Origin of the sequence: Bacillus sp. ISL-39, from assembly GCF_018613295.1 — a bacterium.
Lineage (GTDB): Bacteria > Bacillota > Bacilli > Bacillales > Cytobacillaceae > Mesobacillus.
The window spans coordinates 18816-31668 of sequence record NZ_JAGGQM010000030.1 but is presented as its reverse complement, the minus strand read 5'-3'; the positions used below and the strand labels follow the sequence as shown (position 1 = coordinate 31668).

At 46.1% G+C, this 12853-nt stretch carries 10 protein-coding genes; 1 reads left to right on the top strand and 9 read right to left on the bottom strand.

The window, feature by feature from the left end; genetic code table 11:
• Positions 1–243, top strand: a 243-nt coding sequence (locus tag J7E37_RS19980) for a hypothetical protein (RefSeq protein WP_215026625.1), incomplete at its 5' end; no start/stop codon positions are given.
• Positions 244–312: 69 nt separating this feature from the next.
• Here the strand turns inward: J7E37_RS19980 and J7E37_RS19975 are convergent.
• The 9 genes from J7E37_RS19975 to buk form a co-directional block, all read right to left on the bottom strand.
• Positions 313–750 carry a BrxA/BrxB family bacilliredoxin gene (locus tag J7E37_RS19975; protein WP_214778722.1) on the bottom strand — a complete coding sequence of 146 codons (438 nt, stop codon included), beginning with the start codon at positions 748–750 and terminating at the stop codon, positions 313–315.
• 547 nt (positions 751–1297) lie between these two features.
• A complete protein-coding gene (gene meaB / locus J7E37_RS19970; RefSeq protein WP_214778455.1) occupies positions 1298–2425 on the bottom strand; it encodes a methylmalonyl Co-A mutase-associated GTPase MeaB in 1128 nt (375 codons plus the stop codon).
• Positions 2425–4605: a methylmalonyl-CoA mutase gene (gene scpA / locus J7E37_RS19965; protein WP_215026622.1), complete on the bottom strand. Its 2181-nt coding sequence runs from the start codon at positions 4603–4605 to the stop codon at positions 2425–2427. Before scpA ends, meaB begins: the two co-directional genes overlap by 1 nt.
• The gene (locus J7E37_RS19960) at positions 4592–6562 is read right to left on the bottom strand and encodes a methylmalonyl-CoA mutase subunit beta (RefSeq protein ID WP_251009780.1); all 1971 of its coding nucleotides are present in this window, start codon (positions 6560–6562) and stop codon (positions 4592–4594) included. The genes scpA and J7E37_RS19960 overlap by 14 nt, the downstream gene beginning before the upstream one ends.
• Positions 6563–6727: 165 nt before the next feature.
• Positions 6728–8062 carry a dihydrolipoamide acetyltransferase family protein gene (locus J7E37_RS19955; RefSeq protein ID WP_215026619.1) on the bottom strand — a complete coding sequence of 445 codons (1335 nt, stop codon included), beginning with the start codon at positions 8060–8062 and terminating at the stop codon, positions 6728–6730.
• Positions 8063–8107: 45 nt separating this feature from the next.
• Positions 8108–9091 (bottom strand): alpha-ketoacid dehydrogenase subunit beta, encoded by a 984-nt coding sequence (locus J7E37_RS19950; protein WP_144476445.1) that lies wholly within the window; start codon positions 9089–9091, stop codon positions 8108–8110.
• Positions 9092–9103: 12 nt separating this feature from the next.
• Positions 9104–10099: a thiamine pyrophosphate-dependent dehydrogenase E1 component subunit alpha gene (locus J7E37_RS19945; RefSeq protein ID WP_214778449.1), complete on the bottom strand. Its 996-nt coding sequence runs from the start codon at positions 10097–10099 to the stop codon at positions 9104–9106.
• 71 nt (positions 10100–10170) lie between these two features.
• Positions 10171–11592, bottom strand: coding sequence for a dihydrolipoyl dehydrogenase (gene lpdA / locus J7E37_RS19940; RefSeq protein ID WP_214778447.1), 1422 nt, complete (start codon positions 11590–11592; stop codon positions 10171–10173).
• Positions 11593–11668: 76 nt separating this feature from the next.
• Entirely contained in the window at positions 11669–12754 is a 1086-nt protein-coding gene (buk, locus tag J7E37_RS19935; RefSeq protein ID WP_214778445.1) for a butyrate kinase, read from the bottom strand.
• Between the last annotated feature and the right edge of the window lie 99 nt (positions 12755–12853).

Here is a 12853-nt window from a genome sequence, read left to right as displayed (position 1 = left end):
TGGATTCTGGCTTTTTTTATTCAAAAGGCTCTGTTAAACTTGACTGTTGATTTTCGTTCCAGGCGCTTCGCTTTCCGCGTGGAAGAATTAAGAAAAAGCCCTACTGCCGGCTTTTTCAAGATCAAATTCTTCCTTGCAGTCGGGGAGCCTCCTCGGCGCTTTAAGCGCCTGCGGGGTCTCCCCATGACTTGCTCATCCCGCAGGAGTCTTCGCGCCTTCCACTACAATCAACAGGAGTTATGAAAAATATTTTGCCATAACAGAGCCTAACCATAAAAAAAGAACCCCGGCAAAACCGGAGTTCTTAAAAACTTATACTTCTTCGCAATATTCTTCGAATGCATTTTGCAGTTTGTTCACTACTTGCATTGGGTCATGACCTTCGATTTCGTGGCGTTCGACCATTGTGCAAAGCTTGCCATCCTTCAACAATGCGAAAGATGGAGATGATGGCGGGTAGCCCGTAAAATAGCTTCGTGCTTTTTCTGTTGCCTCTTTATCCTGGCCGGCGAAAACAGTCACAAGATTGTCTGGGCGCTTATCATAATGAACAGCATGTGCTGCTGCAGGACGGGCAATGCCTCCGGCGCAACCGCAAACTGAGTTTACCATGACAAGTGTTGTTCCTTCTTTAGCAAATGCTTGTTCTACTTCCTCACTAGAGGTTAATTCTGTATATCCAGCTGCCACGATTTCCTGGCGCGCCTGGCGGACTACATCATTCATGAAAAAATTGAAATCCATGCTCATCGATTCGATCTCTCCTCTGCTGAAAAATAACTGGTACATAAATACATGATACCAATTAAAATTAATTTTTCAAAGTATGTTTAACTTTCAGGAATTCCGGGAAAGGTAACAATACAGCTAGATCCATACCCCTAAACTCCCTAGATGAAGGACAACGGAACATTCCGTTGTCCGCTTTTTTTTGCTTGATTACGTAATGCTTTTCGAATTATGGAACATAACGAGTAATACCGAAAATGGCCTTGGAATACGAATGTGGAAAAAGAGAGTTTCCCAAAATCTTTAAACATATGGGCACCCTCTCTCTTTTTGTAGCTTGTTATAATTGTCCGTTGATTTCCGTTCCAGGCGCTTCGCTTTCCGCGGGGCTGGCGATGAGCCCCTCGCCGCCGTTGGCGCCTGTGGGGTCTCATCTGTCCAGCTGAGCCCGCAGGAGTCTTCGCGCCTTCCACTCCAATCAACTAAGCTGTATACATTCATTTTTAAATTCAAAATAAACAAACCAGTTTGTCCTTCTAGAGGGATTCAAGTATTGATACCTCAACAGCTAATTTTCATCTCCAAAAAAAGCTCTAAATAACTCCTCGACACCTGAAGCTACTGGCCTGTTTCCCGAAATAACTTCGTTTTCTACTTTTGGAAGCAAACTCTTAATGGAGGGATGTTGAAAAAAATTCATCTGAAGCTGATCAATGATCATATCATTCAGCCACTCTTTTGTCTGGAGTCTCCTTCTTTCATCAAAGATCCCGCTTTTTTTTGTAAACCGTTCAAAGGCAGTGATTGTTTCCCAGATTTCACCAATACCTTTGTTATGAATTGCTGAACTGGTCATGGCAGCGGTCTGCCACCCTTTTGTCGCAGGCTGCAGGAAATGCAGGATCCGGTTATACTCTTCTTTCGTTTTTTTCGCTGATTGTTCATTTGGGCCATCTGCCTTATTCACAATCACCGCATCCGCAAGCTCCATGATCCCTTTTTTCATTCCCTGAAGTTCATCTCCGGCACCAGTCAGGACGAGGAGCATGAAGAAATCGACCATATCCCTGACAATAACCTCACTTTGGCCTACCCCAACCGTTTCAACAAGGATGACATCGAACCCAGCTGCTTCACATAACAGCATCGTTTCCCGCGTTTTCCGATGGACACCGCCTAGCTTCCCTCCTGAAGGAGATGGCCGGATGAATGCCCGCGGATTCCGCGCCAGCTTTTCCATCCTCGTCTTATCGCCAAGAATGCTCCCTCCAGTCAGGCTGGAGGTTGGATCCACCGCAAGAACAGCGACCTTTTTCCCTTGGTCGCATAGGTAGCTGCCAAAGCTTTCTATAAACGTACTTTTGCCTGCTCCAGGAACACCTGTGATTCCAATCCTGATGGAGCTTCCGGACTCAGGCAATAGCTTATGCAGGAGGGTTTGGGCCGTTTGAAAGTCATGCTCAGCATTGCTTTCAATCAATGTAATCCCTTTTGCCAGTGCTGTCCTGCCCCCGGTCTTGATTTCATCCGCTAGTGACATCGGATCTAAACTGGGAGTTTTCTTTTTCTTAACAAAACGGCCGGCTTTCGCTGCCGGTCTATCGGCATTTACACCCGCCACTCCTGGCTTCACTACACTTGAAAACGAATCAGCCTTATTGGGATCGAACCATTCTGGCTTCTTTTCATCTGGCATTAACTCGACACTTCCTCATAGCCCAAACGCTCATAAATGGTCCTTAAAACCTTCTGCGCCGCAACTGGGATGACCGTTCCAGGTCCAAAAATCGCACTTGCTCCGTTATCGTAAAGGAATTGATAATCCTGGGCAGGAATCACGCCGCCGACAATGACGACAATATCCTCGCGGCCTAATTTTTTCAGCTCCTTCACAAGCTGCGGCAGTAATGTTTTATGTCCTGCTGCCAAAGAGCTGATTCCGATCGCATGGACATCATTTTCAACTGCCTGGATCGCTGTTTCTTCAGGCGTTTGGAAGAGCGGGCCAATATCCACGTCGAAACCTAAATCAGCAAAAGCGGTAGAAATGACCTTTGCTCCGCGGTCATGTCCATCCTGTCCCATTTTCGCAATCATGATGCGCGGCCTGCGTCCTTCGTTTTCAAGGAATTCCTCAGTCATTTGCTGCACCTCGGCAATTTCTTCCCCATTTGTAAACGCTGTGCTATACACCCCGCTGACTGATCGGATGATTGCTTTATGCCTTCCAGCTGCCTTTTCAATTGCATCTGAAATTTCTCCAAGTGTCGCCCTTTCGCGAGCAGCTCTTACCGCATATTCCAGCAGGTTGCCTTCGCCTGTTTCTGCTGCTCTTGTTAAATCATTCAGAGCTTCCTGGGCTTTTTCATCATTGCGGTTTTCTTTCAGCTGTTTAAGCCTTTCAAGCTGTTTCGCACGGACGGCTGTATTATCGATATCCAGAATTTCCAGTGGATCCTCTTGGTCCAGCTTAAATTTATTCACGCCGATGATCGTTTCTTTTCCAGAATCAATCTGTGCCTGGCGCCTTGCCGCTGCTTCTTCAATCCTCATTTTAGGAAGTCCGGTCTCAATTGCTTTCGCCATCCCGCCAAGACTTTCGATTTCTTCGATATGCTCCCATGCACGCTCGATCAATGCATTTGTCAGACTCTCAACATAGTAACTGCCTGCCCATGGATCAATGACCTTCGTAATCCCCGTTTCTTCCTGAAGAAATAGTTGTGTATTACGGGCAATGCGTGCGGAAAAATCAGTCGGCAGCGCAATTGCTTCATCCAGTGCATTGGTATGCAATGATTGAGTGTGGCCCATTGCCGCTGCATGTGCCTCTACCAATGTCCGAATAACATTATTATATGGATCCTGCTCAGTCAAACTCCACCCGGATGTTTGAGAATGAGTCCTCAAGGCCATCGACTTTTCATTTTTCGGACTGAATGTCTTGATCATTTTTGCCCAGATAAAGCGTGCAGCCCTCATCTTGGCCACTTCCATAAAATAATTCATGCCGATTGCCCAGAAGAAGCTTAGCCGTGGTGCGAATGAATCAATATCGATTCCAGCCTTAAGGCCAGTTCTGACATATTCAAGACCATCCGCGAGCGTGTACGCCAATTCGATATCCGCTGGAGCACCCGCTTCCTGCATATGATAGCCTGAAATACTGATTGAATTGAATTTCGGCATATATTTTGAAGTGTACTCAAAAATATCAGCAATGATCTTCATCGACATTTCCGGCGGGTAAATGTAAGTGTTCCGGACCATATACTCCTTCAGGATGTCGTTTTGAATTGTCCCGGATAATTGATCCTGTGTTACGCCCTGTTCCTCGGCCGTCACGATGAAGAACGCCATGATGGGCAGCACAGCACCATTCATAGTCATGGATACAGACATTTGGTCGAGCGGGATTCCGTCGAACAGAATTTTCATATCTAAAATGGAGTCAATCGCTACTCCTGCTTTCCCTACGTCACCCTCAACGCGGGGATGGTCAGAATCATATCCCCTGTGCGTTGCCAGGTCAAAGGCAACAGACAATCCCTTTTGGCCCATTGCAAGGTTTCGCCTGTAAAATGCGTTGCTTTCTTCCGCAGTCGAAAACCCAGCATACTGCCTTACCGTCCATGGCCGGTTCACATACATCGCTGGGTACGGTCCCCTCGTAAAAGGAGGAAGGCCAGGCATGCCTTCCATATGTTTGGATGCCTTTACATCTTTTTTTGTATACACTGGTTTCACCTTGATCTGCTCATTCGTTTCGAATAACAGATCATCGATGTTCTGCTGTATGTGCTGATTCACTTGTTCCTTGCTGACTTCCTTTTCCTCAGCAAACAAACGGACTTTTGTAAAATCAGGCTTTTGCATTTGTATCCACCTCCATTTCCTGAAGCATAGATGACAGAGTCTGCAACGCATTGCTTCTCATATGCAGGAACTCCTGTATTCCGGCAGTTTTCCATTCACTTTGTTTTTCATCCGGGATGCCTGCCAGATAAAGCCTGACATCGTGCTCATTTGTAATCTCCTGTGCCAGATTAGGCCCAAAAGAATTGTAAGCAGACTGATCGCCGCAAATCACAAACTGTTTCGCTTCAGACGAGTTAATAAAATCAATGGCTGCTGAAATAGAGTCCACTTCCCCGCTCCTTTCAGCAAGAATCCCTCCGGCTGACAAGAATCCGGAAATAAAATCTGCTCTTGCCTTATGCTTCTTCAGTTCACCCAGGCAAATCAAGCCGACCTTTGTCACTAAACCCTCTTCCTGCAGCTTCCTTGCCCTGAACCTCAATTCTTCATATGGCTCAGCTAATCTTTTTAATTTCAATGGAGCAAAGCTTGGTTCCACTTCTTTAAAACTCTCTAACAGAGAGCTGTCAGACGAAATTTTACTGATGGTAGCATCAAGTGAGTCGCTCATGTAATGGCTTTTGATCTCCTGGACTGCAGGTTTACTGAAATCATCTGAAAGGTTGGCATAAACGTTCGTTCCAACCATGCTCTTTTTACGCGCAGCGATGTCCTGTTCACGGACTACAGCTGTCTGGGCAATCTGTTCCTGGAGCCAGCCTGATTTCAACGTTTCATATATACCGCCCCTACGATCCATATCAAGGAATACTTCCCATGCCTTTTCAGCCAGTTCCTTTGTCAGTGACTCGACATACCAGGAACCGCCTGCTGGATCGGCCACTTTTTCAAGATGAGCTTCAGATTTTAGCACCAGCTGCGTATTTCGGGCAACCCTTTCCGAAAAAGGATTCACAGTTCCTGCTGGTTCATCAAAGCTTCCACTATGCAGGTACTGAATTCCTCCTAAAACTGCAGCAATGGCTTCATTGCCGACCCTCAGCATATTCACGTAGGGATCGAAAATCGTTTTTGTGAACTTCGAGGTTTCAGCTGATATGACCATTTTACAATCTTCAGGTTGTGCTCCGAAAGCTTCTGCTGTTTTGCTCCACAAGAGTCTGGCAGCCCTAAGCTTCGCAGTTTCCATGAAAAAGTTTGATCCAATTGCAAAATGGAATACAATCTTTGATAACGCTTTCTTTAATTCCCATCCATTGTCGAGCAGCTTTTGAAGGAGATAAGCCCCGGTAGATACGGCAATAGCCAGCTCCTGCACGGCATGAGCACCGCTATTATGGTATGGGGCACTATTGACTAGTATCGTCTTAACTTCTGGTAATTGCTGTGCTGCTTCTTCAAGGATCTTTGCCCATTTCATAAAAAATTCATCTTCCCCGACTGGGAGTCCGCCAAGCAAACCTGCTTCGGCAATTGGATCACCTGCGACGAAACCTGAAAGTCCTTCAGCACTGCCAGATTCCTTTCCGGCAACAGCCAATGCGGCAAGCAATGGCGTCTGTAACAAACCAGCGTCCAGAGCCAATGGATACTTATTTTTATAGGAAGAAATAAAGGAAACGAATGCACGGTTATCGGAAAACAACTCCTGTTTTACGTCAAAGGCAATGGCGGTTTGTCCCTTCGATAGCGCATTGTCGAGTTTCTCTTTCAACTCGCCTACATTAGAGTAAAAAAGGCGGTTTGCAATCTGCCAGGGCTCAAACTGATATCCAAGAGAATGGATGCCTCTTCTATAATCAAGCTGACCAGGCAGTTCTCCTGCCAATTCACTTGGAAGATCCTCTTTTGTATAAAGTGGTTTTAGAGTAATATTCTCATATGTATTCGTATAAAGAGAATCAATCGGTTTGCCTTTTAATGAGGCTGCGGCTTTTTCCTGCCAATCTTCAAATGTTGCATCTTTGAACGAGGTAGCTTTCATATTATCAATCGTCATAAACCTACTGTCCATAGTTCAGACAGCTTTCCCCCCTTCACAAAAATTGTAGTAAAATTCTAATTTTTATACTCTACTTTATTTTAGTATACGAATCCTTTTCTAGCAACGAAGGACATTTTTATGCGGCCGAACAAAAAAATAAAACGCCCAGGTTCTCCTGGGCGTTCTGCATATTTACTAATATATGGACGTTGTCTCTTTTGATGTATTCTCTAGTATTTCCTTAACCCTTGCAAGGAAGCGGCCGCAAACCAGGCCATCCAGTACACGGTGATCAAGAGACAGACAGAGGTTCACCATATCACGGACAGCAATCATGCCGTTGTTCATGACGACAGGGCGCTTAACGATCGATTCTACCTGGAGAATCGCTGCCTGCGGGTAGTTGATGATTCCCATTGATTGAACGGAACCGAAGGAACCTGTGTTATTAACTGTGAATGTTCCGCCTTGCATATCCTCGGAACGAAGCTTGCCTGTGCGTACCTTTTGAGCAAGCTCATTGATTTCTCGGCCAATGCCCTTGATTGTCTTTTCGTCTGCATTCTTGATGACAGGTACGAAAAGCGCATCATCAGTAGCCACTGCAATGGAAATATTGATATCCTTTTTCTGGATGATCTTATCTCCAGCCCACATGGAATTAATCTGCGGGAATTCTTTCAATGCCTGGGAAACTGCCTTCACGAAGAAAGCAAAAAATGTAAGGTTGAAGCCTTCCTTTTTCTTAAAATCATCCTTAAGGCCATTCCTGTACTCTACAAGATTCGTAACATCCACTTCTACCATCGTCCATGCATGCGGAGCTTCGTGCTTGCTGCGAAGCATGTTAGCGGCAATCGCCTTGCGGACTCCCGTCACAGGAATCTCAATGTCACCGGCAGCCACCGGTACTGAAGGTGCTGATGCTGCAGACTGGGCAGCTGCAGACTGGGATGGCGCTGCAGTCTGAGTTTGTGCTGCTGGCTGTGATACAGCAGGCTGTGTTTGTGTGCTTTCTTTTACTTCTTCTTTCTGTCCAGAAGATTGTGGAATATTGCCAGATTCAATGATTTGCTTTAAATCTTTGCGCGTAATCCTTCCGCCAGCTCCACTTCCCTTGACCTGGGTTAAATCTATGTTATTCTCCTGAGCCAGCTTCAAAACAGCAGGTGAATATCTACCCTTGCTTCCTTCATCCGCTGCTTGTGCTGGAGCTGGAGCGGCACTTGCTGAAGCTGCGGAATTTGAAGCAGCTGCATCCGCTGCTGGTACTTCATCAGAAGTTCCGCCTTCAATTTCAACCGTGCAGATTATCTCACCAACTGCCAATGTATCCCCTTCACCCGCAATCAATTCTTTGATTGTACCCGAAAATGAAGATGGTACCTCAGCGTTTACTTTGTCGGTCATGACTTCTGCAAGTGGATCGTATTTATTTACTTTGTCACCAACGGAAACCAGCCACTTGCTGATTGTCCCCTCAGTTACACTCTCACCTAATTGAGGCATTTTAATTTGTTCGATTGCCACAGATTGACCCTCCTTCTCCATCATTCTATATCCAATGTGACTATGTTAAAATTCAGCAAGCTCTCTCATTGCTTTTTCAACTTTATCAGGATTGATCATGAAATACTTCTCCATTGTTGGAGCATAAGGCATCGCTGGTACATCTGGACCAGCAAGTCTCTTGATTGGTGCATCCAATTCAAATAAGCAGTGCTCAGCGATAATCGCAGAAACTTCACTCATGATGCTGCCTTCTTTATTGTCTTCTGTTACAAGAAGGACTTTACCAGTTTTCGAAGCAGCTTCGATGATGGCTTCTTTATCCAATGGATATACAGTTCGAAGGTCAAGGATATGGGCAGAAATCCCGTCTTTCGCAAGCCTTTCAGCTGCCTGCAGCGCAAAGTGGACTGCCAGGCCGTAAGTAATGACCGTGATATCCTCGCCTTCTCGCTTCACGTCAGCTTTGCCGATTGGAAGAACATAATCGTCTTCAGGAACTTCCCCTTTGATCAAGCGGTAAGCACGCTTATGTTCGAAGAATAATACAGGATCTTCATCCCGGATCGCAGCTTTCAACAATCCTTTTACATCATAAGGAGTCGAAGGCATGACGATTTTTAAGCCAGGCTGGTTCGCAAAAACTGCCTCTACAGACTGTGAATGGTAAAGCGCTCCATGGACACCTCCGCCATATGGAGCACGGATAACCATTGGACAGCTCCAGTCATTGTTTGAGCGGTAACGAATTCTTGCCGCTTCTGAAATGATCTGGTTTACAGCAGGCATGATAAAATCTGCGAATTGCATTTCAGCGATTGGGCGCATACCGTACATTGCGGCACCGATTCCAACACCTGCAATAGCTGATTCTGCCAGAGGTGCATCGATTACCCGGTCTTCACCGAACTTTTCGTACAAGCCCTGTGTTGCTTTGAATACCCCGCCCTTTTTACCAACGTCTTCACCGAGGACAAAAACTCTCGGATCTCTTTCCATCTCTTCTTTGATTGCCAATGTCACTGCATCTATATAAGAAATTACCGCCATTTTCGTTCCCCCTTACTCTTCAGCATATACGTATTTCAGAGCATGTTCAGGCTCTGCATACGGTGCATTTTCAGCATAATCGGTTGCTTCATTGACCAGCTTCATGATTCGATCGTTGATTTCCTTTTCACTATCATCATTCATGATGCCATTTTCCTTTAAATATGCGCCGAAGGTAATGATCGGGTCCTTCGTCTTAGCCTGCGCAACCTCATCTGGCGCGCGGTAGCTTCTGTCGTCATCATCTGATGAGTGTGGAGTCAGGCGGTAGGATACAGCCTCGACAAGAGTCGGCCCTTCACCGCGGCGTCCGCGGTCAGCAGCTTCCTTGACAACTTTATAAACCTCTAAAGGATCATTGCCATCCACAGTGACACCTGGCATGCCATAACCGATTGCACGGTCTGAAACCTTTTCAGCTGCAACCTGTCTCTCGTAAGGGATCGAAATCGCATATTTATTGTTTTCTACCATGAAAATGACCGGAAGCTTATGAACGCCGGCAAAGTTAGCACCCTCGTGGAAATCCCCCTGGTTTGATGAACCTTCTCCAAACGTAACGAATGTTACCAGGTCCTTCTTCTCCATTTTGCCTGCAAGAGCAATACCGACTGCGTGAGGAACTTGTGTCGTAACAGGTGAAGATCCTGTGACGATCCGGTTCTTCTTTTGGCCGAAGTGACCAGGCATCTGGCGTCCCCCGGAGTTCGGGTCTTCCGCTTTGGCAAAACCGGAAAGCATCAGGTCTTTTGCAGTCATGCCAAAAGTTAAGACCACTCCCATATCACGGTAGTACGGAAGCACATAATCCTTTTCACGATCCAGGGCATAAGAAGCTCCTACCTGTGCCGCTTCCTGTCCCTGACAGGAAATAACAAACGGAATTTTCCCGGCACGGTTCAATAGCCACATCCGCTCATCCAGCCGGCGGGCCAACAGCATTGTTTCATACATTTCCAAAACTTTTTCATCACTTAAGCCAAGTGCAGCGTGACGATTTTCTGCCATCTTTATACCTCCCAATTGTTCGTACAAGGCTCTTTTACCTGAGGTAAAAGAGCTCTTGATCAAAATATATATTAAGAATGGATTGCTTTTCCATCCACAGCCAGGGCTGCTTCGCCGATGGCCTCTGACAATGTCGGGTGAGGATGGATTGTATGGGCAACTTCCCAAGGTGTAGCGTCTAAAACCTTTGCAAGTCCCGCTTCTGAGATCATATCTGTTACATGCGGGCCGATCATATGGACACCCAGAATATCATTGGTTTCCTTGTCAGCTACGATTTTCACAAAACCATCGGATTCACCATATACAAGCGCTTTTCCAATTGCCTTGAAAGAGAATTTGCCTATCTTCACATCGTGACCTTTTTCTTTTGCTTCGTCTTCAGTCAGTCCAACGCTGGCAGCCTCTGGAGAGCTGTATATACATTTTGAGACGAGCGTATAGTCGATTGGGTGTGGATTTTGATTGGCAATGTGTTCAACAGCCACTATCCCCTCATGTGAAGCCACGTGCGCTAGCTGCAAACCGCCAATCACATCGCCAATCGCATAGATGTGGGATTCCTTCGTCTGGAAATATTCGTTCGTCTGGATGAAACCTCTTTCCAGCTGAATTTCTGTATTCTCAAGGCCGATTCCTTCAACATTTGCCTGGCGCCCAACAGAAACAAGCAATTTTTCAGCAGTGAATTCTTTCGTTTCGCCTTTAACCTCAGCGCTGATCGTGACACCATCGCCTTTTTGCAGGGTCTCCGATAAGACTTTCGCGTTCGCAATGATTTTCACGCCTTTTTTCTTCATTGCGCGCTGCATTTCTCTTGAAACATCCTTGTCCTCAGTGGGAACAATACGGTCTGCGTATTCAATGACTGTAACCTGAGAACCAAAATCTGCAAGCATGGATGCCCATTCAATCCCGATTACGCCTCCGCCGACGATGATGATCGACTTAGGCAGATCCTCCATGACAAGCGCTTCATCAGAAGTCATCACGTATTGGCCATCTGCTTCAAGCCCAGGCAAAGTTCTTGGTCTTGAACCTGTCGCAACGATGACATTCTTTGGAATCAACATCTCGTTTTCCTCGCCATTGTTCATCTCAACAGAAATGGTTCCTGGCATCGGTGAAAATATGGATGGGCCTAAAATCCTTCCCAAACCTTCATAAACATCGATCTTGCCCTGCTTCATCAGGTGCTGTACACCACGGTGGAGCTGCTCGACGATTTTTTCTTTTCTTTCCTGTACCTTTGTGAAATTGACACCAACTTCACCTGTCGTCACGCCAAAATCTTCACTTTTCTTTGCTGTGGCATAAACCTCAGCACTGCGCAGCAATGCCTTACTGGGGATACAGCCCTTATGCAGGCATGTTCCGCCAAGCTTTCCTTTTTCAACGATGGCAGTTTTCAGGCCAAGCTGAGAAGCTCTGATTGCTGCAACGTATCCGCCTGTACCGCCCCCGAGAATGACCAAATCATATTCTTGAGCCATCTAAATCCCTCCTCTATTTATGTTATATCGTTTATTTGTTTACTGAGGTTCTGACTGGTCCTTAAATCCAGCCATCCTACCTGCCCGGATATTCTTTTACTTCTTCTTCACCGCGCAAAATACGAAGGGCTCCTTCAGCAAGGGCTTGCAATTCGTTTTCTCCCGGGTGGACAATGACGTCCGCAATCCAGTTGATCCTTTCAGAGATTTCCTGGACGAACTCTTTGCCATATGCAAGACCGCCCGTCAGGACAATCGCGTCTACTTTCCCAGCAAGGACGGCACTGGCAGAACCGATTTCCTTTGCGACCTGGTAAGCCATGGCCTCGTACACAAGCTTTGCCTTCTTATTCCCTTGCTTGATCATCTTTTCGACCTTAATCGCATCATTCGTTCCAAGGTATCCTACTAGACCGCCCTGGCCGACAAGCTTTTTCATGATTTCTTCCCTGAAGTAATCACCAGAAAAACATAATTCCACAAGGTCACCTGCCGGTACTGTGCCTGCACGCTCGGGACTGAAAGGACCATCGCCATGCAGACCGTTATTCACATCGACAACCCTTCCCATTTTGTGAGCCCCTACGGTGATACCGCCTCCAAGGTGAGTAATAATCAAGTTCAATTCTTCATACTTTTTGCCTAGCTCTTTCGAGACCCTGCGTGCGACTGCCTTTTGATTCAAGGCATGGAAGATGCTTTTTCGTTCAATAAGGGAGAATCCTGACACTCGTGCTACCTGGTCAAGTTCATCGACCACGACCGGGTCGACGATAAAGGAAGGGATATTCAAACCAGATGCGATTTCATAGGCAAGAATACCTCCAAGATTTGAAGCATGCTGGCCAGAGTAACCGGCTCGCAGGTCTTCGAGCATCTTATTATTCACTGCGTATGTTCCGCCTTCGATTGGCCGTAAAAGCCCGCCGCGCCCACAAACAGCACTCAATTTTGAAATGTTGATTCCTTCCGTATCAAGCGTTTCAAGTATCGTATTCTTCCTGAATTCGTATTGGTCGATGATGGTTTCATAGGAGTTGATGACAGTTGAGTCATGCCGGATCGTTTTTTCAAATACGGATACCTCATTATCATATACTCCAATTTTCGTTGATGTAGATCCTGGATTGATGACTAGAATCCGATGTTCTGTTTGTTGCACAGTTAAACCTCCAATTAGCTTGCGGATACCCTAAAATCCACAATACGTCAGTAGCATTTAGGAAACAGCAGAGGCGCCGAAACATATATTCAGCGCTCT